17 protein-coding genes, 1 pseudogene and 1 riboswitch are annotated in these 21,400 nt (G+C 56.2%); of the genes and pseudogenes, 4 read left to right on the top strand and 14 right to left on the bottom strand.

Annotated features, from left to right (window positions below):
* Positions 1-226 precede the first annotated feature (226 nt).
* Positions 227-1,396 carry a multidrug effflux MFS transporter gene (locus AC6ROY_RS11895; protein ID WP_500100670.1) on the bottom strand — a complete coding sequence of 390 codons (1,170 nt, stop codon included), beginning with the start codon at positions 1,394-1,396 and terminating at the stop codon, positions 227-229.
* Positions 1,397-1,684: 288 nt separating this feature from the next.
* The gene (locus AC6ROY_RS11890; RefSeq protein ID WP_500100644.1) at positions 1,685-2,140 is read right to left on the bottom strand and encodes a MarR family winged helix-turn-helix transcriptional regulator; all 456 of its coding nucleotides are present in this window, start codon (positions 2,138-2,140) and stop codon (positions 1,685-1,687) included.
* Positions 2,141-2,288: 148 nt separating this feature from the next.
* On the opposite strand from AC6ROY_RS11890, the gene AC6ROY_RS11885 reads away from it, so the two are divergent.
* The gene (locus AC6ROY_RS11885) at positions 2,289-3,665 is read left to right on the top strand and encodes an MFS transporter (protein ID WP_500100642.1); all 1,377 of its coding nucleotides are present in this window, start codon (positions 2,289-2,291) and stop codon (positions 3,663-3,665) included.
* A 545-nt stretch (positions 3,666-4,210) separates the two neighbouring features.
* Here AC6ROY_RS11885 and AC6ROY_RS11880 read toward each other — a convergent pair.
* From AC6ROY_RS11880 to AC6ROY_RS11855, 6 genes and pseudogenes are all read right to left on the bottom strand, one after another.
* A pseudogene (locus tag AC6ROY_RS11880) lies at positions 4,211-4,660 on the bottom strand (phosphomethylpyrimidine synthase ThiC); the annotation flags it as partial.
* Positions 4,661-5,062: 402 nt separating this feature from the next.
* Positions 5,063-5,168, bottom strand: a riboswitch (TPP riboswitch).
* Between the two features lie 15 nt (positions 5,169-5,183).
* Positions 5,184-7,724, bottom strand: a complete 2,541-nt coding sequence (locus tag AC6ROY_RS11875; RefSeq protein ID WP_500100640.1) for a helicase C-terminal domain-containing protein — start codon at positions 7,722-7,724, stop codon at positions 5,184-5,186.
* A 203-nt stretch (positions 7,725-7,927) separates the two neighbouring features.
* Entirely contained in the window at positions 7,928-9,739 is a 1,812-nt protein-coding gene (locus AC6ROY_RS11870) for an ABC transporter ATP-binding protein (RefSeq protein ID WP_500100669.1), read from the bottom strand.
* Positions 9,740-9,894: 155 nt separating this feature from the next.
* Positions 9,895-11,622: an ABC transporter ATP-binding protein gene (locus tag AC6ROY_RS11865; protein WP_500100638.1), complete on the bottom strand. Its 1,728-nt coding sequence runs from the start codon at positions 11,620-11,622 to the stop codon at positions 9,895-9,897.
* A gap of 169 nt (positions 11,623-11,791) precedes the next feature.
* Positions 11,792-12,151 (bottom strand): hypothetical protein, encoded by a 360-nt coding sequence (locus AC6ROY_RS11860; RefSeq protein ID WP_500100637.1) that lies wholly within the window; start codon positions 12,149-12,151, stop codon positions 11,792-11,794.
* A gap of 291 nt (positions 12,152-12,442) precedes the next feature.
* Positions 12,443-13,135, bottom strand: coding sequence for a TetR/AcrR family transcriptional regulator (locus AC6ROY_RS11855; RefSeq protein ID WP_500100636.1), 693 nt, complete (start codon positions 13,133-13,135; stop codon positions 12,443-12,445).
* Positions 13,136-13,385: 250 nt separating this feature from the next.
* Here AC6ROY_RS11855 and AC6ROY_RS11850 point away from each other — a divergent pair, with 250 nt between their 5' ends.
* Positions 13,386-14,219 (top strand): helix-turn-helix domain-containing protein, encoded by an 834-nt coding sequence (locus tag AC6ROY_RS11850; RefSeq protein WP_500100635.1) that lies wholly within the window; start codon positions 13,386-13,388, stop codon positions 14,217-14,219.
* Positions 14,220-14,386: 167 nt separating this feature from the next.
* On the opposite strand, the gene AC6ROY_RS11845 is transcribed toward AC6ROY_RS11850, so the two are convergent.
* From AC6ROY_RS11845 to AC6ROY_RS11825, 5 genes are all read right to left on the bottom strand, one after another.
* The gene (locus AC6ROY_RS11845) at positions 14,387-14,587 is read right to left on the bottom strand and encodes a helix-turn-helix domain-containing protein (RefSeq protein WP_500100634.1); all 201 of its coding nucleotides are present in this window, start codon (positions 14,585-14,587) and stop codon (positions 14,387-14,389) included.
* A gap of 19 nt (positions 14,588-14,606) precedes the next feature.
* Entirely contained in the window at positions 14,607-14,873 is a 267-nt protein-coding gene (locus tag AC6ROY_RS11840; RefSeq protein ID WP_500100633.1) for an RNA polymerase sigma factor, read from the bottom strand.
* Positions 14,874-15,020: 147 nt separating this feature from the next.
* Positions 15,021-15,335, bottom strand: a complete 315-nt coding sequence (locus tag AC6ROY_RS11835) for a hypothetical protein (RefSeq protein ID WP_500100632.1) — start codon at positions 15,333-15,335, stop codon at positions 15,021-15,023.
* A gap of 394 nt (positions 15,336-15,729) precedes the next feature.
* Positions 15,730-17,175, bottom strand: coding sequence for a HEAT repeat domain-containing protein (locus AC6ROY_RS11830; protein WP_500100631.1), 1,446 nt, complete (start codon positions 17,173-17,175; stop codon positions 15,730-15,732).
* A gap of 135 nt (positions 17,176-17,310) precedes the next feature.
* The gene (locus AC6ROY_RS11825; RefSeq protein ID WP_500100630.1) at positions 17,311-17,814 is read right to left on the bottom strand and encodes a hypothetical protein; all 504 of its coding nucleotides are present in this window, start codon (positions 17,812-17,814) and stop codon (positions 17,311-17,313) included.
* A 287-nt stretch (positions 17,815-18,101) separates the two neighbouring features.
* Here AC6ROY_RS11825 and AC6ROY_RS11820 point away from each other — a divergent pair, with 287 nt between their 5' ends.
* On the top strand, positions 18,102-18,326 hold the full coding sequence (locus AC6ROY_RS11820; RefSeq protein ID WP_500100629.1) for a PspC domain-containing protein: 225 nt from the start codon (positions 18,102-18,104) through the stop codon (positions 18,324-18,326).
* 366 nt (positions 18,327-18,692) lie between these two features.
* Here AC6ROY_RS11820 and AC6ROY_RS11815 read toward each other — a convergent pair whose 3' ends face one another.
* Positions 18,693-20,057, bottom strand: coding sequence for an aminotransferase-like domain-containing protein (locus AC6ROY_RS11815; RefSeq protein WP_500100627.1), 1,365 nt, complete (start codon positions 20,055-20,057; stop codon positions 18,693-18,695).
* Positions 20,058-20,340: 283 nt separating this feature from the next.
* Here AC6ROY_RS11815 and AC6ROY_RS11810 point away from each other — a divergent pair, with 283 nt between their 5' ends.
* A complete protein-coding gene (locus AC6ROY_RS11810; protein ID WP_500100626.1) occupies positions 20,341-21,261 on the top strand; it encodes a DMT family transporter in 921 nt (306 codons plus the stop codon).
* Positions 21,262-21,400: the final 139 nt, after the last annotated feature.

The following is a 21,400-nucleotide window of genomic DNA, read 5'->3' as shown; positions in this document are numbered from 1 at the left end:
TCAGCTGCGCTGAAAACTTATGCGTTCTGTAATCTTAAGAAGTTCACGTTCAGGGATCAATAAACCCGCCTAATTGTACCAAATTTCACAACATGCTCGATAAAAGATTCAGGCCCGAAGCGGAGCCCTATGTTACTTCTATTATAACTCCGGATGCCCAAAGTAAGAAAAGCCAATTTCCGACAAATGTGAACAATATGTGAACAGAGTTTAAAAACCTCACGGACTATGTCCGCGAGGTTCGTGTACGTCCTATGCACAGCCAGTAAATCAAGACGGCCGTGATATTCGCAGCCGCCATCACCAGCCCCATCGGGATCGCGGAGCTTTCCCCGCCCAAGCCGACAAGCGGAGCGACGAGTCCGCCGAAAATAAACGACTGGACGCCGAGCAGCGCAGACGCGCTTCCGGCAGCCTGCGACTGGCCAGCCATCGCCAGCGGAAAAGCCGACGCCCCGACGACGCCGACGCAGGATACGGCGACAAACAGCGGCGGTAAAATCCAGACCAGGCCCGCTCCGGCGTACACGCCGGCCAGCAGCACCAGTCCGCTGAACGCGGCCAGCGTCAGCCCTGTCACCAGCAGCCGGCTTTCGCTAATCTTCCCGGCTAGACGCCCGGTCAGCTGGCTGCCGAGAATAATGCCCAGCCCGTTCATTGCAAAGATAAGGCTGAAGCCTTGCGGCGAGACGCCGTACAAATTTTGCAGCACAAACGGCGAGCCCGCGATATAAGCGAACATGGCGGCCGTCACGAAGCCCTGCGACAACGCGTACCCCATAAAGGAACGGTCGCGGAGAAGCCGCGCAAACGTCGCGAACGTTTCCTGCGCTCCGCCCTGCTGTCGGCGCTCGCGCGGCAGCGTCTCCGGCAGCCCCAGCGCGACCGCAAGCATCGTCAGCAGCCCGATGCCAGCCAACACGACAAATACGCCCCGCCAAGACGTAAATTCCAGCAGCTGCCCTCCGGCAATCGGAGCGAGAATTGGCGCTGCTCCGTTCACCAGCATCAGCAGCGCGAAAAACTTCGTCAGCTCGGTGCCCGCATATAAATCGCGCGCAATCGCGCGGGCGATTACGATCCCGGCCGCACCCGCTACGCCTTGCACAAACCGCAGCGCTACAAAGGCAGCCGCCGACGCGCTCAGCATGCACAGCAGCGATGACACCGCAAATACAGTCAGCCCAATTAGCAGCGGACGGCGGCGGCCGTACTTGTCGCTGAGCGGCCCCGCGGCCAGCTGTCCGAGCGCCAAGCCAAGCAAGCAAGCCGTCAGGCTAAGCTGCGCCATCGAGGCGCTTGTGTTCAGGTCACCCGCCAGCTGCGGCAGCGCAGGCAAGTACATATCAAGCGACAGCGGCCCGAAGGCCGACAGCACGCCTAACACAAGCGCCATCCATAACCGGCGTGATTGAGCTGGAGAAGCAGCCTGCCCCGGCCTGTCGGCGGCGCCGGCCCGCTTCGGTTGTCCTTCCAGACTTTCTTCCATTCAGAGATCCTTCCCTTCCTTGTTCAACCACATTAACCCTGCATAAGCGCTCAACCTGAGAATGCTTGCCGGGACAACGTTTTTCAAAGTAGGCGATAGCGGAGCATAGGCAGGAACAGGTCTACCTCCTCCTCTTCCTGCCATGCATGCCTGATCGCCTGCCCGGGCACACTTGGCGGAGGAGATCGGCTGCATCTATAGCCCGTCGCGCTCCAGTTGGTTGTTATAGGCTTCCAAGTGCTCGCTCAGCCGCTTGATCTTGTCCTCAAACTCGCGGACCTCCTCCTCCGGCAGCGACGCAAAAATCGTATCCGCACGGCTGGCAAAATGCTGCCGCCAGCGCAACAGCTGCTCCATGCCCACGTCCGTCAGGCGAACAAACATAATACGCCGATCCTCCTCGGAGCGCACCCGTTCAACCCACCCTTTTTCCTCCACTTTATCAATCAAATTCGAAGCTGCTCCGATCGTAATGCCAAGCGCGGAAGCTACGCAATTGATCTTGAGCATTTCCTTCTCCAGCTTAAATACAAGCGATACAGCTGACGGCGGTATGCCAGCCTCCTGGCTGACAAAGCACAACGTTTGTTTCAGCTTGCTGTCTAGATCGAGCAGACTGCGCCATAGCGAGCTGACCGGATGCTCGGACATCGTGCCTCACCTCACTGATGATCTTATTTTTATTTGTTTACCGTTGACAGCAGAATAACGGATCGGTTATATTTTAGCACAACTACTATTCTAATAATAGTATTTTAATAAAACTAAATGCGCTCACGCGCTAAAGGAGATCGCTTTTATGGAAAAAGACCTTCCCGCCTCCGGCACCTTCCGCGAAAAGCTGGTCATCCGCCTCTGGAGCTTGACCGTGCTGCTGGTCGTCATGAATACGACGATGTTTAATGTGGCGCTGCCTACCGTCGCGCATGATCTGAATCTGACGCCGACAACGGCTTCGTGGATCGTGACGGGCTATTCGATTTGCTTTGCCATCGCGTCCATTGCCTATAGCCGGCTATCTGACTTTCTGCCGATTCGCAAGCTGCTGCTTGTCGGGCTGCTGCTGCTCGGCATCGCGTCGATCATCGGACTGACCGCCAGCAATTTCTACCTGCTGCTCGCAGCTCGGCTGCTGCAGGCGCTGGGCGCAGCAGCAGCCCCGGGCCTCGGCATCGTGCTGGTCACCCGCTTCGTTCCGCTGGAGCGCCGCGGCCAATCCATGGCCTCCATCATTTCGGCAGCTTCGTTTGGCTTCGGGATCGGCCCGATCGTCGGCGGCGCACTAACCCAATATTTCGGCTATACATCGTTATTTGCGGTCACGTCCCTCGTGCTGCTGGCGCTGCCGTTGTTTCTTCGTCACCTGCCTGCCCAGGAAAGCTCGTCCGTACACTTCGACGTACCGGGCGCTTTGTTCATCGGCGTAGGCGTAACCGGCCTGCTGCTGTACTTGACCGGCCAGACGCTGCCTGCGCTGGCTGCGGGCCTGATCGCCCTGACCGCGTTTTGGCTGCGTATCCACCGGACTTCACATCCGTTCGTTCAGCCGGCTCTGCTGCGCAACCGCACCTATATGAACTTGTCTGCGCTGAATCTACTGGCCTATGTGTTGAACTTTGCCATGCTGTTTCTCATGCCGCTGGTGGTGATCAAGCTGTTCAACCACAGCTCGGTGTTTGCAGGGCTGATGATTTTCCCCGGCGCTATGCTCAGCGCGCTGCTCTCGCCGTTCATCGGCCGGGCGATCGACCGCGCTGGCAACGTGAAGGTGATCATCGGCGGCTTTTCCACCCTTGCGGCGGCTATGCTTGCCTTTGTCCTGCTAGGCGTTCAATCGCCTTATGGCCTGATGGTGTCGTATATGGTGATGAGCGTCTCCTTCTCTGCCGCAGGCTCCGGAGTGTCCAATGAAATTTCCCGAACCCTGCATAAAGATGAGATCGGCAGCGGCCTCGGCATGCTGCAGCTGACGCAGTTTTTCGGCGGCGCGCTTGGCGTCGCATTAACCGGAGCCAGCCTCGTCTGGCAAACGAACCGGCCGTTGGCCTCCGCTTATGAAGCCGAATTTTGGGGCATGCTGGCCGTAGCCGTTCTGGCCCTGCTGCTCGCCCTCCGGTATGTACGGGCGAAAAAAGCAGCAGCCGGCGGCATGAGCCCGATGCCCGAGCAGGCTTGATGTGTGGCGGCCGGGCGAGCCTGACTCGCGCGTAGACGACACAGTGACACAGCGTACTTCGTGCTGTGTGGCTTGTCAGACGCTTGGCAGGTTTGACACTGACACGAAGTCACATCTAGCATCCTTCGCTCACTTAAATTTCTCGCATCCATACACGCCCGGAACAACAAGACTCAACACCGCTAACTTGCAAGTGCCGCATAACGTAATAGTTCCATCCTACAGATGGCTTACGTTATGCGGCACTTGTTTAATTCCGCACGCAGAAAAAACTGCTTGGCTAATAAGTATGATATTTCAGAGGGCAGGAATGTCCCCTGAGAGAGGACGTTTACAGAACTTTGTCTTTTAAAAGGCGGACATAAGGGGACATGATCACGATCTACGTATAGCCGAGCTAGAAATCCATATCTAGCAGTATATAACCCATCAACATCTAGATCTGGACATGTGAGCAACAGGAGAACTGACGAAGCAATGTCCACTGAGCAAAAGACACATGTCTACTGGATATGGACATACACGAGACAAGGAGCCCGACTCCACAGCTCCGCAAATTGCGCAGCGTCATTTGCATCGGCGATCGAGCCGGAACGAAGCCCGTCACCCAGCGAAAACGAAACGCCGTAAGCTTTCATAATTTCGCAAATTTCCTCGAAATGCGTGTACAGAAAGTTTTCCTTATGATGAGCCAAGCACCAGGCCGCCATAATGGAGCCGCCGCGCGAAACGATGCCCGTCACCCGCTGGGCCGTCAACGGAATATAACGGAGCAGCACGCCCGCATGAATTGTGAAGTAATCCACGCCCTGCTCCGCCTGCTCGATCAGCGTATCGCGGAATACTTCCCAGCTTAACCCCTCCGCCTTGCCGTTCACCTTCTCCAGCGCCTGATAGATCGAAACCGTCCCGACCGGAACCGGGGAGTTTCGAATGATCCATTCGCGTGTCGTATGAACATGCTTCCCCGTCGACAAATCCATAATCGTATCCGCGCATAATGCAGCTGCGACACGTTGCGCCCCGGCTTCGCCCGCCGCGGCCGCGCCGACGCCGGAAATGGCTCCGCCCCCCGCTCAGCCCGCGTTGCCGCCGAACCAAAGCCGTCATCCGCCGGCCTTGTCGAACGCCCTTCGTACGCCTCCGTATCGCCGCGCGGAGCGAGGCCGGAAGCGGAGGATAAGCAGGCAACACCAACGGCTGCGCCCGCCTGCGGCGGACCCGTCTCGTCTGGACATGAACGGCAAGCGGCCGGCAGACAGCCGTCCGGCTGCTGCGCTTGACATTCAAAAAACCGCTCCATCGAAGAAGCGGTTGAAGGTGCAAACATACGCTGACAACAGCATGTCCACTCGGCCAATTACAGCTCCGTTCCCTGGACATCCTTGTTGTGCGATGAACTCACTTTCCCACTTTCCTACGCTGGCATAACCCAGATCAGGTTCAAAGGGACCAAAGCGTAACGCTTTATCTCAGCCATCGACGGCGCCCCTAGTGGATTTCCTAGGTATACTACACTCATTCTATATGTTGGATGACAATGGGCGAAGTTTTCGGCACCCCCGTCTTTCTGCCGGGCAGCAGCTCGCGGACAAGCTTCAGCGGCTTCCACTCCTCCGGCAGCAGCCGCTGGTAAGCCTGTTGTCGGTAACGGTCGTCGATCAGCAGCAGCGCACCATAATCATGCTCCGTCCGAATCAGCCGTCCCCCCGCCTGCAGCACCTTGTTGATGCCGGGAATAACATACGCGTAATCGAACCCGTTTTTACCTGTACGATCGAAATACGACTTAATCGCGTCCCGTTCCGGGCCAAGCTGCGGCATTCCGACTCCGACGACCGCCACCCCCGTCAGCCGCTCCCCGGTCAAATCAATACCCTCGGCAAACATACCGCCCAGCACGGCAAATCCAAGCACCGGCTTGTCGCGTCCCGCCTGAAACTCCGCCAGAAAGGCCGCCTGCTCCTCCTCGCTCATCTCGCCATGCTGCACGAGCAGGTGAACGGACGGGCAGCTTTGCTCTGCGAAGCAAGCCAGCACCTCGTTCATATACGCATAAGAAGGAAAAAAAACGAGCCGGTTGCCTGGCTTTTGCTCCCCAATTAACGTATGCAGCGCCTCGGCAATGACGGCCTTCGAAGCCTCGCGATCTTTATAACGCGTAGACAGCGGCAGCAGTCCGACCGCCAGCTGCTCCTTGCGAAACGGCGACGGAATTGTCACTGCGTAATCATTCGCTTCGCCGCCCAGCATGTCCCGGTAATACCCTAGCGGGGACAAAGTGGCCGAGAACATAATTTGCGACCGGTAGCCTTTGGCCATCTGGCGCAGCAGCGCCGACGGGTCGAGACATAGCAGCTTGAGCCGCACGCCCCCGGACGACCATTCGGTCAGCGTCACGAACCGTTCGTCATACGTATCAAGCACGCGGCTGTACCGCTGACAGGCGAAGTATGTATCCAACAGCAGCTGCCGCAACTCACCCGTACCGGGTCCGGACAACTCCCGCTCCGCCGCCTGAATAAACGACTCCACACATACGCCCAGCTCTTCCGGCGGCTCTCCGTGAACGCAATGCTTGGCTGATGCGCCCGCTGAGCTAACTATTGCTCCTGTGGCTCCGGTCTTTCCCGTGGCTTCCGTTGCTCCGGCCGTCTCGGCTGATCTGGCCGTTAAACCGGTCATCCCACGAGCTCCAGAAGCAGGCAACAGCTCCCGCCCTATACCGTCTGCCGCGGCCCAACCAACCCCTGCATCGGCTGCGGCGCATGCTTTGCGCCAGGCGATAAAACAAGCATTCACCGCCTTGGCGGCCTCGTATACCGCGGCGTTTACACCTTTGTACGCACGCTGCAGCGCCAGAAACGGCGCCTTCGTCAGCTCCGCCGAATACATGTCCCGGCCGCGGTCCACCAAATTATGCGCTTCATCGACAAGCAGCACGGCTTGCCGCTTCTGCTCCTCCGATTGGCGCTTGAGATAAACGCGCGGATCATAAATGTAATTGTAATCGCACAGCACGGCATCGGCCGTATAGGCGGCGTCCAGCGACAGCTCAAACGGGCAAACCATATGCCTGCGAGCGTATCGCTCCACCGTTTCCCGCGTGATCAATGTCTCATGGGTCAGCAGATCAAGCAGCGCAGCCTGCACCCGGTCATAATGACCGTCGGCAAATGGACAAAATTCCTTGTCACAGCGCGTTTCCTCCTGAAAGCAAATCTTGTCCTTCGCCGTCAGCGTAACGGACCGCAGGCGTAAGCCTCCCGCCTTTAACAGCGCGAGCGCTTCCTCTGCCGCCGTACGGGTCAACGTTTTCGCCGATAAATAAAATACGCGCTGGAGCAACCCTTCGCCGATCGCCTTCACGGCCGGGAACAGCGTGGACATCGTTTTACCCGTTCCGGTCGGGGCGCGGGCAAATAAACGACTGTCCTGCGCAATCGCCGTGTACACCGCGCCCGCAAATTTCCGCTGCCCGCTCCGGTAGGCGGGAAACGGAAACGCCAGCTGCTTGATGCTCGCATCCCGCTGCTGCACATGATCAAGCTGCAGCCGGGCATACGGCGCATAAGCCTCAGCATACCGCTGCAGCTCCGCAGCCAGCGCTTCGATGTCCGCTTCCCGCTCGAAGCGGAGCTGCTCCCCGGTCCCCGTCTGCACGTAAACGAGCCGCAGCCGCATGACTGTCAAGCCTTCACGCACCGCGTACAAATACGCGTAGCAAGCCGCTTGAGCCCAGTGGACCGGATGGGAATTTTCCGTCAGTCGGCTCAAGTCGCCCGAGGTAGACTTGATCTCTTCAATAATAGCCTGCTCTCCTGCGAAGCGCAGCCCGTCGCAGCGCCCCTCCAGCCGGAACGTCAGCTCGCCGTGCTCCACCGTTCCGTCCAGATGCACCTCCTTGCGGTCCGGTTGTTCATACGTTTGCTGAATAGCCTGATGCGCCTTCGTCCCCTCAGCCAGCGTCGTCATCGTACGAAACCCGGCTTCGATGCTGCCGCTCATATAAGCGTACTCAACAAAGGCTCTGACCGAAATGCCGACCTCCGTCGTCATCGTATTCACCTGCCCGCCCAAAACATACGTTCGTTGCCGTTTAGTATATCATGCGCCGCACAAGATTACGACGACCCTTCTCGCCTGCGCAACCTATATTCCGGGCCAAGACAGTCGCTCAGCTCGACCCTCCCTCACAAAACGCCCTGCCTTCGCTCTCTCCCGGCTGCTACGGGCCCTGCCTACGTACGCTCCTCTGTGCGCTACACTGCAGGCCGACTCGCGCTGAACTGGCTTTCGTACAGATCCGCGTAAAAGCCGCCCGCCGCCAGCAGCTCGTCATGGGTACCCTGCTCGATGACTGTGCCTTGGCTCATAACCAGAATCAGATCGGCGTCACGGATCGTGGATAGCCGGTGGGCGATGACGAAGCTCGTGCGTCCCTGCATCAGCTCGTTCATCGCCTGCTGGATGTGGGCCTCCGTACGGGTATCCACGCTGCTGGTCGCTTCGTCGAGAATCAAAATCGGCGGGTTAGCGAGAATCGCCCGGGCGATGGTCAGCAGCTGCTTTTGCCCCTGTGAAATATTGGACGCCTCTTCATTCAGCTTCGTCTCGTAGCCGTCCGGCAGCGTGCGTATAAAATGATCCGCATAGGCAGCCCGAGCTGCGGCCACTACCTCCGTCTCGGTCGCCCCGGCGCGGCCATACGCAATATTTTCGCGAATCGTGCCATTGAACAGCCACGTATCCTGCAGCACCATTCCGAGCTGGCTGCGCAGCTCATGCCGCGGCAGACTCGTAATATCGACGCCGTCGATTCGGATGCGGCCGCCGTTCAGCTCATAGAAACGCATCAGCAAATTAATCAGCGTCGTCTTGCCTGCGCCAGTCGGCCCTACGATTGCCACCGTTTGCCCTGGCCGGACGAGCAGATTCATATCTTGAATAAGCAGAGCATCCTGCTTGTAGCCGAAGTCCACATGCTCGAACCGAACCTCGCCCATCGACGCAACGTTTGCTGTCCGTGTCTGTGGCGGCGCGTCCGCCGTCTCCTCCTGCTCATCCAACAGCTCGAACACGCGCTCGGCGGCGGCAATGGTCGATTGAATGATGTTGGCGATTTGCGCCGTTTGACTGATCGGCATGGAAAACTGGCGCGAATACGAGATAAACGCCTGCACATCCCCGATCCGGATCGTGCCCTTCATGACCAGTACACCGCCCACGACGCTCACGAACACATAACCGATGTTGCCGACAAAGCCCATCAGCGGCATAATGACGCCGGAAATAAATTGCGACCGCCATGCGGCATCATACATCCGGCCGTTGATTGTGTCGAACTTCTCGATGGACCTCTGCTCATGACCGAAGGCCTTTACAATCGTATGCCCGGTGTACATCTCCTCGACGTGTCCATTTAGTTGGCCGAGCGACTGCTGCAATGTGCGAAAATGCTGCTGCGAACGCTTCGTCACGCCCTTGATCACAACGAAGCTGAGCGGCAGCGTTACGATGACAATAAGCGTCATCAGCGGACTGATCGTCAGCATCATGACGACGACCCCGACCAGCGTTACCACAGAGGTAACAAGCTGTGTCAAGCTTTGCTGCAGCGTACTGCTGATCGTTTCAATATCGCCGGTTACGCGGCTGAGCGTCTCGCCATGCGGCCTGGCATCGTAATACGTAAGCGGCAGCTTCGCCAGCTTGCCGTTGACAGCCGCTCGCAGATCGTAGACAATCCGCTGCGAGACGCCGGCCATCACATATTGCTGCACATAGCCGAACAACGCACTGACGATATACAAGCCCGCCAGTACGAGCAAAATATTGGCGATATACCCGAAGTCAATCGCCGCGCCCGGCACGCCCTTCACCTTGGCCATCATGCCTTCGAACAGCTTTGTTGTCGCGTCCCCCATAATCTTCGGGCTGACGATGGAAAATATCGTGCTCAGCACCGCCGCGGCCAGCACAAGGCCAAGCGACAGCCGATGCGGCTTGAGATAGCCCGCCAGCCGGCGCAGCGTACCCTTGAAGTCCTTCGCCTTCTGGGCCGGACCCATCATGCCCGGGCCGCCGCGGCCGGGACCGAAGCCGAAGCCCGGACCGGGGCCGCCAGAGCCTCCCGTTTTGCCTGACGAAGCCGGAGAGCCGCCTGTGCGATCGCCAGCTGCGAAATCGGACGCCGTTTGTTTCATCGAGGTCGTGCTTGGTCTATCACTCATGCGCTTTCCTCCTCCTTCAGCTGGGAAGCTGCAATTTCGCGGTACACCGGCGAGGACTGCAGCAGCTCGCGATGCGTGCCCTCCGCAACCAGTCGTCCCTCATGCAGCACCAGAATCCGGTCGGCGTCCATCACCGTGCTCACCCGCTGAGCGACGATCAGCACACAGGCGTCAGCCGTTTCCGGCCGCAGCGCCGCGCGCAGCTTGGCATCGGTTTTCAAATCAAGCGCCGAGAAGCTGTCGTCGAACACGTAGATGGCCGGACGGCGCACCAGTGCGCGGGCAATCGCCAGCCGCTGCTTTTGTCCGCCGGACACGTTGGTTCCGCCTTGAGAAATCGGCGCCTGGAAGCCTTCCGGCATCCGGCCGATAAACTCGGACGCCTGCGCAATCTCAGCCGCGCGCCGCACCTCATCAATGCTCGCCTGCTCGTTGCCGTAGCGGATATTGTCCGCTACCGTGCCGCTGAACAGCACCGCCTTCTGCGGAACAAATCCGATCTGGCGGCGCAGGCTTTCCTGGGTCATGCTGCGCACGTCGGCGCCCCCGATCAGCACCTGCCCACGCTCCACATCATAGAAGCGCGGAATCAGATGGATCAGCGTCGATTTGCCGGAGCCGGTGCCCCCGATAATCGCCGTCACCTCGCCGGGCCGCGTCTCAAACGAAATATCCATCAGCGCGGGCATCTCCGCACCCGGGTAACGAAACGTGACATTACGGAACTGCACCGAAGGCCGCTCTGTGGCAGCCTCCGCCGAGCCGTCGCCGTCCAGAATATCCGGCTTCATCGACAGCACCTCCTGAATCCGGACAGCAGAGGCAGACGCACGCGGAATCATCACAAACATCATCGAAGCAAACACAAGTGAAAACATAATTTGCCACGCGTACTGAATAAATGCGATCAAATCGCCAACCTGCATATGACCCTGATCAATACGGATGCCGCCATACCAAATGATCGCGATGCTTGCAAAATTGAGCACCAGCATCATCACAGGCATCATCGAAGCCATCATCCGGTTTACCCGGATCGCGGTTTCGGTCAAGTCCCCGTTGGACGCGGCAAATCGCTGCTGCTCATGCTCCGTCCGGTTAAACGAACGGATAACGCGCACGCCCGTCAGCTGCTCGCGCAGCACCAGGCTGAGCCGGTCCAGCTTCGTCTGCATCGCCTTGAACAACGGCCCCGCCTTACGGAAAATGAAAAAAATAAATAATCCGAGCACCGGGACAATCGCGATCAGCACCAGCGACAGCTTGGCGTCCTTGGACACAGCCATCACGATGCCGCCGATACACATCAGCGGAGCCATCACGATAACCCGCATCATCATGCCCAGCACCTGGTACAGCTGCTGAATATCCTGGGTCGTGCGCGTAATGAGCGAAGCTGTGCCGATCCGGTCGAACTCCTGCAACGAAAATTGCTCGACATGGGCAAATACCCGGCTGCGCAGGTCGCGGGCGAAGCCGCTGGACGCCTTGGCCGACCAGTAGCTTGCGCCCACGGAACAGGTTGCGCCCAGCGCCGCCACCAGCAGCATGAAGCCGCCGATCCGCCAAATGTAAGGCGTGTCGCCGGTAACGACGCCATGGTCTACAATATCCGCCATCAACGTTGGCAGGTACAGATCCGACAGCGACTGGAGCAAAATAAACACCAGCACCAGCGCGACCGCCGCCCGGTACGGCTTTAGGTACCGAAATAAACTAAACATGCTGCGTCCTCCCTATACATTTTAAATCTAAATATTTTAATTATATAATATAAATATATCGGAGTCGCGAAACGGTGTCAATCGGGCGGCAACGCCTTAGCTGCGGATGGAGGAAGAAACAATTGTCTGACCGCACACAGCCTGAGTTCAATCAGCTTGCAGCGACTACTCAGCTTTCCAGGAGGACAAACTCGCGCGGATTGGACCGGATATGCAAACTTATTCGCTTCAAGCTATCCGGGGCGATCTCCGTGAAGCGTTCAAACAACGAGCTTACAGCGGCGAGCCGTTCACGCTCCTGATCCAGGTCTTGCGCATCAGCTCCGTCCCCCGGCATATCTGGTCTGCGCTTCCGGGCTTCGAGCAGCTCCTTTGTTTCCTCAAGCAAGCCCAGCATCGCGGTATCGCCAAAATAACGCAAGCCACCCGTTACTCCAGACCAATAACCCGGTTCATCCAGCAAGTATCCGATCCACGCAGCGTATTCGTCGACCGAGTTTTTGGCATGATCGTACAAGACTCGAAACATACACAAAGCCTGCTGGCCCTTGGTGAGCCGAGAGATCACTTCTGTTTTCACAGACCTATCTTTTCCCCGGATTTGGAGAAGTATCGGTTCCATACATACCCACCCGAGTCTTTCGTCCTCCAACGTGTCAAAAACCTGTTTTTTTACCGTTACTAATGCCATGTAATCGCTCCTTTTAGTATTTGACTTTCATGAATGTCAATTAAAAAAGTAAAAAAAAGCTTCGTACAGAAGCATTTTCGACGAGGCTGCATTCGTGCGCTAGCCGTAGTGTTTTCTTGCGACAAAGCTTCATATGTCAGACACCACATCCGAACTTTCGAAACGATCTACTCGCGTATTTAGTACAGCTGCAGCCGACTCGATCACTTGCTCCAGCCGCGCCTCCAGCTGCTGCTTCCTCTCTGGCTCCGAAGCTCCCTGCAAGATGAGGTCTTGGTTCAGCTTGTCCAAATAATTCATGCCTTGCGACACAGCGCCCCAAAATTGCATAGCCATCAGACTTGCGTCCCCCTGCCGAATCGTCCGTTCGCTAATCCCCTTCTCAATAGCTTGCGCCATAGTCTGCAGAAAATTTTTCACCCATGCAAACGGCGAGAACGGCTCATCGGTATACAACTCATGCACATCCGTGCTGATTCGCATGTAAAAACGAAAAACCTCCGGTTCGTCAAGCACCTGCTTGCAGACAATACGCGCATATCCATGGAATAGATCAGGCGACGGACACTCTTGTGCGAAATGAGCTTGCGTAAAGCGCTCGGTCTTATCCATCATATGCTCGTATAACTCACGAAACAGGGCTTGCTTGTTTTTGAAATAATGGTAAACCAGCCCGCGCGCCAGACTGGCCCGTTCCGCTACTTCCCCGATCTCTGATGCCGCAAAACCTTTCTCCGCATAAACAAGCATCGCTGCTTGCAAAATTTCTTGCTTCCGCTGCTTGCGAATTTCTTCATTTTGTTCTTTGGTACGTGGTGACATCGTTGCCCCTCGCTTTCATTGACATTCATGACAATCAAAATATAAAGGGAAATGGAGCTGCTGTCAACTTGAAGGATTTAAGTGCTGCATTACCTATGATCCGTTATAATAGGAGACATACCGTAAGCGCTTGCTCATGCGGGCATCGGATTACCTGGCTAATAATCGCCGTGCCAGCGCAAGTGTCGGACGCTTCGCCTTATTACGACGCATCTCGCATTTCACCTCATCAAGGAGCTGATCCACCGTTATGATGGCCGACCCAGCGGTTCATTGGCAAAAAACGATAGCCGGGGTTCAGCTAGACCTCTCCGTCGCGGCTTATACGAAGGTCGCCGATACCTGGAGCAGCGACGATATTGCCCCGTCGTTTAACAAGTTTTATTTTTTCGCGGAGGGGTCGGGCTTCATCAAGCTCGGCGAGCAGTTGTACCATCCGCAGCCCGGCCAGCTGTTCCTGCTCCCGGCCGGACAAGTGCATGCCTTCGGCACCACCACAGGCGACACCTTCGGCAAATATTGGTGCCACTTCACAGCCGTCGCCGCCGAGCTGCCGTTGTTCCGGCTGCTGGATGTGCCGCCGTTCGTGCGGATCAGCCGGCCCGCGCAAGTCGAGGATACATTCCGGCGGCTGATCGATTGGCACCGGCAGGACACGCTGAGCGCAGGCTTGCGGGTAAACGCGCTGCTGCTGGAGCTGCTGTCCGTCTTCCTGGACGAAGCCGGATCTGTCCGGTTCCGTTCCGGCGCCTCCGCCTCGCTGGACAAAGTCAACCAGGTGCTCCGTTATATCGACGAGCATCTGTCCGCGCATCTGACCTTGGAGGCGCTCGCCCAGGTCGCGCATTTTCACCCGAACTATTTGAGCCGGGTGTTCAAAAATACGACCGGCGTCTCGCCGATCCAATACGTCAACCGACGGCGTATGGAGAAGGCCAAGCAGCTGCTGTCGCTGTCAGGGCTGAATATTTCAGAAATCGCCGATTCGCTTGGCCTGGAGATGTCCTACTTCTCCCGGCTGTTCAAGGATCATACAGGCTTTTCCCCCAGCCAATTCCGCGAGCTGTCCCCGTTTTCGCCTTAGGAAACGGGGCGGAGCAGCTGCTCTGTCTCCTACGCTCGCCTTCTGTCACCTCCGGTCGCTATCGTGGACCGGAAACCGGCATTCTAAGTTTTATTGCACGTTAGGGGTAGAAGATGTTGTTCTTGGTTGTCGTGGCGCATTACCGCAGAGCAGCACCTCCTAGGTGCCTACCAATTTTTTGTAACATATTCAATGAAATCTGTTTTAATGGATTGTATTGCATCTTCACTAGGCATCTTTATAAATCTAGACATGTTTCGGATCTCTTCATCAAAGTAGAATAAGAGCATTTCAATAAATTTAATTTTATTGTCTTCTTCTTGATGTTTAATTAACTCAGTTATAAATTGATCTCGTTCTGTCTGCATTCACTGCCCTCCAGCAATCCTACATTAAATCTTCTATTTTTATTTTGTTCCCCAAACATTCCAATCCTTTCCTTTTCCACTTACTTATAGCCTGCTGCGATATATGAAGTTCGTCCGCAACTTCTTTCTCCTTCAATCCATCTACATAAATTCTTTTAATGATATAGCGGCACTTCTTTGAAGCGATGTTTTGAATTAATTCGTCAATTTGTATAAAGTCTAATCTTTCCAATAAATCTCGAGGATTATGCGGGCTTTTAATAGCAAAAGGTCGGGCAGGGTTCATCCCGCTCGACCTTTTTGCATTATTTCATATTAGTAGCGTATTTATTTAATCTTTCTTTGACTGCCATAATTTCTTGTGGCGTAGGTATCTCAAGTGCAGCTTTTCCCTCTGAACCGGAAACATAGTAGATTTTATATATCAAAGGAATTAAAATTGAAATTTCATTTTGCAACATGGAATATCTTTCTTTGTCACGTTCCATGAACTCACTGTACGATCAATGATATCCGCATAAGCCTCAATCTGTACTAGCGTTAGACTCATTGCATTTAAGGAATCAAGTGAAGGAACTTCATTTTTATTTTTGGCTAGTTCATCATAGCCATTTAAAACCATAGTGAGCGCATGACCTATGATACTTTCTAATTTTATATTCTCATTTTGCTTCTGATTATAGATAATCGATACTGCAATCAGCAAAAAGATACCTATAACAGATATCATTATAATATTTTTCTTCATAACACTCATCCCTTCTGAACATTATTAACTTTCCTCAATTATGGCACAAGGGTACCATAAACTAGGTACTAATCCAAATTTTAAAAAGCCGCAGCCTCTTCAATCACACCAAGGGCAGGATCTCACAATCATTCTCCCTTGGTACCAACTCATTTCAACCGATGTTGTCTTCCAGCCAATTCCGCGAGCTGCCCCCCGTTGCTTCGCAATGCTCTTGTTCATGCCAAATCTCAAGGTTGGCTGCAATCGTCAGGCTGGCAGAGGCCTACTGCAGCTTGCATCCCACCCCTTCTCCCTCCTCAAATCGAGCTCTCACCTCTTCAACTCATCAAAAAAATACCGGCCCCCGGCCGCTGTCGCGGACCGGAAACCGGCATTTTAAGCTTACTGCACATTAAGGGTAAAAGGTGTTGTCCTTCGTTGTCGTAGTGCACCACCGCGAACAGAATAGCTCATGGATCAGCACATCCTGCGCTTCCGGGGTGCCGATGTAGCGGAGCGCTTCTGCCGCATGAGCGCGCACGTAGCGGTTCTCATCGTCCAGCGCCCGCTCCAGCTCCGGTACAGCTCCTTCAGCGGCACGGCCCAGTCTGGCCAGCGCCAGACCGGTCATAAAACGAACCTGCGTATCTTCATCCTGTAGCCCGCGAAGCAGCCCCTGCACCGCCTCTGCCGCTGCAGCTTGCTCAACCACCCCGGCTCCGATCATGCCGAGCGCTTCAACGACGGTGCGGCGTACACCAACCGGCGCCTGCTCCAGCAGGCCGGACAGCTTGGGAAGCGCTGCCCCGGCAGCGTGACGCAGCTCGCCCAGTGCAAACGCAGCATGAATGACGACCGCTTCCCGCTGATCGTCCAACGCTTCGATCAAGTCGGGAACCGCTTGCTCCCCGCTCACCGACAAGCCGTAGGCCGCCAGCCGGGAAACGGCAGGCTGCCCGTGACGCAGCGCCTCCAGCAGTGCCTGTATACCCTCTGCTCCACAAGCTGCCAGCTCGTATGCAGCATTCAACGCATCCGGCTCAAAGGTGTCCTCCAGCTTCGCCGCCAAGCCCTGAATCGCGGACGGCTCGCCGGAGCTCAGGCCTGCGATGCTGCCGATCGAGCCGGACAGCCAGTTCCACGTTTCCTCCCACTGCAAATCATGTGCCTGCACCTGCTGCGCCGCGAGCGCCGGAGCCAGATGAGCGGGCCGCGACCAGGCGATGCCTTTGGCATCCCATGTCGGACGGACCGGCGCCTGCGTGCGCATAAACTCAAACTTCAGCATATAACGCGGATGGCCGAGCACGTTCGGCGTCGAGCGATGCCAAATATCGTAATGGATGAGGGCAAAGGTGCCAGCCCCGCCGCTCGCCAGCGCTTCGCCGGGCGTGTCATCCTTAGGGAATGTGCGCGACTCGTAATTTTGGGTACCCGGCATAATCCCGGTCGGCCCAAGCTCCGGCGGCGTATCCTGCGGGAAATACATAATCATGGCCCACCACGGATGATGATTGCGTATACGCTCGTAGCCCCAATAGCTGTCTTTATGCCAGCCGCCCGCCACAGGATTAGCGTTAAAATGCCCATGCCGGTGCGCATGAAGCATGTAGTCCGGGCCAAGCACACTCGTCAGCGCGCCGGTGATGACCGGATGGTCGAATACCTTCTGCAGCTCGCGGATTCGCGGAAGCAGGTTGTTGCCCGGATTGCCTTCCTCTCCGTAAACGTGATTTAATTGCGCCATCAAACTGGCGTGGAACGACTCCGTAAAGTCCGTCTGCAAAATCAGAAATCCATCCGTAATAAACTGCTGCATTTGTTCATCCGTAAGCAAAACCGGCTGCTTGCTGTCCATTTGCGCCTTCATCCTCTCTTACTCGGGGAATACTTTAGATTATAGAGAGAGGAACGGCGGTTGAGGATAGAGGATGCTAAGCACAATTAGGACATTCTTATCCTAAATTGCGCTGGACATCTCGCTCAGACCCGGCTACGGAATCGCCACGGCAATATGCCCCATCGTCCGCCAAAGCGAGCCGCTAAGCACCCGTCCGTTGACCGCGCCGTCAAGCGGCCGTTCACCGACAAACGGAAACACCGTTTCATTGCTATGCGATTTCATAAAATCAATCATCAGCTCTACCAGCATCACACAGGGACCGTTGGTCAACGGCTCGTCCTGCGTCTCGGCTGCCGCCTTTTGCTCCGCTACATACATCTCCAGCGTGCCGATATCGTGATGCGTCAGAAACAGACAGTCAAAGTGCAGCTGATCCTCCGGCAGCTTAAACAACCGACCCCGGATCAGACGGCCGGATGCTCCCCAGGCATGCCGCAGCTCCTCCGGAAGCTCCTTGCAGCACATTTGCCATTCAGGATGTATATCTTCCAAATACGTGCCAACCCCACAGGAGGGCGGGATCAGATGATGCGTCGGCTGCGTGCTGACGCTATAAAAGGTGACCGGACTTCCCTTACAGTACAACGCCAGCATCGGGACTCCTCCATAGATGAAAGTAGATTCAAATTAAAGCTTCGGGCGATATAGGTGTAATATGTCACGGATGGAAGCATACCAATCATGCGGCCGCTGTTAAATACCGGAACTCCAACTACGAGGCTCATACCTTCCCGCCTTGCTTCCATATCTTCCGCGTCATCCCCGCCTCAGGTCCAGCATCCGCACCGTCACAGGTCCGTTTCGCGGGAAGCTCTCGCTGCCTTACAATAAAGACATCGAAAGCAACAGCCAACTACGGAAATCTGAAGGGAGAACTTCCTATGCATAAACTATTTCGTTCCCGCTATGACAGCAAATTAACCGGTCTGAGCGGCGGCTTGGCCGAATGGCTCGGCATTAACGCAACGTTGATCCGGCTGATCTGGGTCATTTCCGCATTGTGCAGCTTCGGCACGACGCTGCTCGTCTACATTATCGCCAGCATCGTTATTCCAAAGGAGCCGTCGCACCATAACTACTATCCGGGATCACCCCGCAGTTATTAAACAGACATCTCTGGTGCAAAGCAACGCATTGACCTAACCACTCTTAGGCAAAACAAAGCAGTCTCCTCACATCCGCCACGAGCGGAATGGGGAGACTGCTTTAATTGTCATGCCGTATGCAGCCGCTGAACGCTCAACATTAACTCTCATGGCAGTCCGCCCAACGAGCTGCGTGACTTCCTGGAACGCGGCTTTATATCCGCAAGGCCATAAGTCCAAGTCCACAGATCACCTATATAGCGAAAGCCCTCCAACTTTTAACGTCGCTTCCTACGCCGCGTGTCCCAAAAGTCGATACGATCGCCTAACATAGCCGCGAAGCCCTCCATCAGTTACACCGCTTCATGCTTCGCGATGCCCGGCGGCCTACCCGCGATACAACGCACGCAATGCGTCGGCAATTTCCGCGATCCCCCGCCGGATATCGGGTTCCTTCACATTCGAAATGTTCAGCTTGAGTATACTCGGACGGAGCATATGCGCCAGCATGTGCGAGTCAATCGGCTCCAGCCTAATCCCGCGCTTCTGCAAACGGCGGATGAACGCGCCGGGACTGCCGCCGAGGCCATCCAGCCGCAGATGCGTGTGAATATAAGGCGGCTTCTGTGGAAACCCCGCCTGCAGCTGCGACGGCAAGCTTTCCTTTGCCTTAACCAGACTTTCCTGCAAAGTGGCCGACCGCCGCCGGTAGGAGCGGCTGATTTTTTGCCTATGCCGCTCGAACATGCCGCTTTTGATGTAAATTTCCAAGGCAGCCTGAGACAGCATCGGACTGTCGATATCCAGCACCCGTTTATACCGGATAAACGGTTCAACGAGTGCCTCCGGCAGCACGGCGGCCCCGATCCGTAAACCGGGGAAAATGATCTTGGAATAGCTTTTCAAATAAATAACATGGGAATGGCGCGACGTATCGTAGGCGAACAGCGGATCGGCCTTCGTATCCGTCTCCAGATCGGCCATATAATCGTCCTCCACCACATACACATCATAACGTGCCGCCAACTCCACGATGCGCCGCTTCTCCTTCTCCGTGTATGAAACGCCCAGCGGGCTATGAAACCGGGGGATCGTGTAAAAAAACTTGACATCCCCATCGCGAAACAACCGCTCCAGCTCCGCCCAATCGACTCCCTGCTCGCTTCGGGCAATGCCCAGTGCCCGGATGCCGTGGGTTTGCAGCTGCTCGATAAACAGATGATAGCCGGGCTGCTCGATCAAAATGTTCGTTTTCCCGTTCGGAAACGGCAGCGACACCAGCAGCGACAACGCCTGCTGTACGCCGGACGTCATCACGATGCGCGCCGGGTCGGCAAATACTTGATGTGCGGCCAGCTGCCGCTGAACAACCGGGATCAGCGTCGGCAGCCCCTTCGCCGTCCCGTATATAAACAGCTCATTTTTATACCTGTCCATCGCCTGGTTAATGCAGTGCCTGAAGTCCATGTAAGGGAACACATCCGGGTCCGGAGCCGAGGCGGCAAAATCAATTACAGGCGGGCCTTGATCCGCCCCGGCCCGATTCTGTGCGACGACGTAGTACCCGCTTTGCGGAACCGCATAGATCAAATGCCGCCGCTCCAGCTCCTGCAGCGCCCGCAGCACCGTTGCCTTGCTAAGCTGATGAAGCGCAGCAAGCTGACGAACGGAAGGGAGCTTGCCGCCCTTCGGGATGCTTCCGCCCTCGATTCTCGCTTCCAGCTCCGTAAGCAGCTCCATATATTTGAGCATCTTCCGTTTATCGCCTCCTCTCTGTCCTGATTGCCGCTAGCGGCGAAGCTTCCTAGCAAGCGTTATGTGTGCTTTGCGTGCTTTCCCAGCGCAATCCCTCCGCATGATCGTGTTGCCCCATCTCTGACTGTACCGGTACAGTCTGACTTAAATCGTATTGTACCACCCGGCGTTCGGACATACCATAGAAGCAGGGCCATTCACCACGGCAACGCTCCTATTTTTTCCGTGACCAGCACCTACAGCAACTTATCCTGATTTCTGCCCAAAGGAGGCGCTTCCTATGCAAGCCGCAACCAAACCCGCTTCGATGCGGGCCGCTTACGCCGCTGCTATTTTGTATGCGATCATTATCGGGTTTTCCTTTTTATTTGTGAAGGTGGGGCTGACGGCAGCCCATCCGCTGGATATGCTCGCTCACCGCTTCACGGTAGCGCTGATCGCCGCCTTGATTCCGCTGCTGTTGGGCCGTATCCGCCTTCCCGGCAGCTTCCGCGAGCTATTGCCGCTGCTGCCGTTGGCGCTGCTTTATCCGGCGATGTTTTTCGCCTTCCAGACGTTCGGTCTCGTCTATGCTTCTTCTTCGGAAGCCGGTATCTTGTATGCATTGCTGCCCCTTGTATCCATGGGAATGGCCGCCTTGCTGCTGAAGGAGCGCACCACGCGCCTGCAGCTGGCGGGTCTGCTGCTGTCCGTCGCAGGGGTCGTGTTTATTTTTGTGATGAAAGGAAGCAGCCTCGGCAGCACTCCGCTGATCGGCATCGTGCTGATTGTACTGTCCATGCTTTCCTCGGCGGGCTATACGGTCTGGGCGCGCAAGCTGGCCCGGCAGTTCACCTCGCTGGAGCTGACCTGCGCGATGACCGTGATCGGCTTCCTTACCTTTCATCTGATGGCGATTACGCGCAACATCGCCGAAGGCACGCTGACTGCGTATTTCCAGCCGCTCGCGAATCCGGCATTTCTCGGAGCGATTGCTTACCTGGGCATTTTGTCCTCGTTTGTGACCGCGTACTTGTCCAACTTCACCCTTGCCCGGATGGAAGCGGCCCGCATGACGACGTTCAATCAGCTATCTACGATTGTCGCCATGGTCGCAGGCGTTGTCTTTCTACAAGAGCAGCTCGCTTGGTATCATGCCGTCGGCGCCGTGATGATTATCGCAGGGGTGCTCGGCGCTTCCCGACCAGCTCGCACAGGCTGACTGCCCACGTGCCGCCGCCAGCCAACCCCGTCTTGGGAAAACGACCTGAGCTTGCGGGGCAACGATGCAAGCCTGCTGCCGCGCCGGTGCGGGCACCGGCTCCCGGATGTAGCGTTCTGCGGCCCGCCGACACTCAAGC

The organism is Paenibacillus sp. sg306046 (assembly GCF_059821225.1).
This window is presented reverse-complemented; position numbering and strand designations above follow the sequence as displayed.

Coding starts and splice junctions, on each gene's coding strand:
- AC6ROY_RS11895 (WP_500100670.1), bottom strand. CDS start 1,396: ATGGCGCTTGTGTTAGGCGTGCTGTCGGCCTTCGGGCCGCTGTCGCTT.
- AC6ROY_RS11890 (WP_500100644.1), bottom strand. CDS start 2,140: ATGTCCGAGCATCCGGTCAGCTCGCTATGGCGCAGTCTGCTCGATCTA.
- AC6ROY_RS11885 (WP_500100642.1), top strand. CDS start 2,289: ATGGAAAAAGACCTTCCCGCCTCCGGCACCTTCCGCGAAAAGCTGGTC.
- AC6ROY_RS11875 (WP_500100640.1), bottom strand. CDS start 7,724: ATGACGACGGAGGTCGGCATTTCGGTCAGAGCCTTTGTTGAGTACGCT.
- AC6ROY_RS11870 (WP_500100669.1), bottom strand. CDS start 9,739: ATGATGGGTCCGGCCCAGAAGGCGAAGGACTTCAAGGGTACGCTGCGC.
- AC6ROY_RS11865 (WP_500100638.1), bottom strand. CDS start 11,622: ATGTTTAGTTTATTTCGGTACCTAAAGCCGTACCGGGCGGCGGTCGCG.
- AC6ROY_RS11860 (WP_500100637.1), bottom strand. CDS start 12,151: ATGTTTCGAGTCTTGTACGATCATGCCAAAAACTCGGTCGACGAATAC.
- AC6ROY_RS11855 (WP_500100636.1), bottom strand. CDS start 13,135: ATGTCACCACGTACCAAAGAACAAAATGAAGAAATTCGCAAGCAGCGG.
- AC6ROY_RS11850 (WP_500100635.1), top strand. CDS start 13,386: ATGATGGCCGACCCAGCGGTTCATTGGCAAAAAACGATAGCCGGGGTT.
- AC6ROY_RS11845 (WP_500100634.1), bottom strand. CDS start 14,587: ATGCAGACAGAACGAGATCAATTTATAACTGAGTTAATTAAACATCAA.
- AC6ROY_RS11840 (WP_500100633.1), bottom strand. CDS start 14,873: ATGAACCCTGCCCGACCTTTTGCTATTAAAAGCCCGCATAATCCTCGA.
- AC6ROY_RS11835 (WP_500100632.1), bottom strand. CDS start 15,335: ATGAAGAAAAATATTATAATGATATCTGTTATAGGTATCTTTTTGCTG.
- AC6ROY_RS11830 (WP_500100631.1), bottom strand. CDS start 17,175: ATGGACAGCAAGCAGCCGGTTTTGCTTACGGATGAACAAATGCAGCAG.
- AC6ROY_RS11825 (WP_500100630.1), bottom strand. CDS start 17,814: ATGCTGGCGTTGTACTGTAAGGGAAGTCCGGTCACCTTTTATAGCGTC.
- AC6ROY_RS11820 (WP_500100629.1), top strand. CDS start 18,102: ATGCATAAACTATTTCGTTCCCGCTATGACAGCAAATTAACCGGTCTG.
- AC6ROY_RS11815 (WP_500100627.1), bottom strand. CDS start 20,057: ATGCTCAAATATATGGAGCTGCTTACGGAGCTGGAAGCGAGAATCGAG.
- AC6ROY_RS11810 (WP_500100626.1), top strand. CDS start 20,341: ATGCAAGCCGCAACCAAACCCGCTTCGATGCGGGCCGCTTACGCCGCT.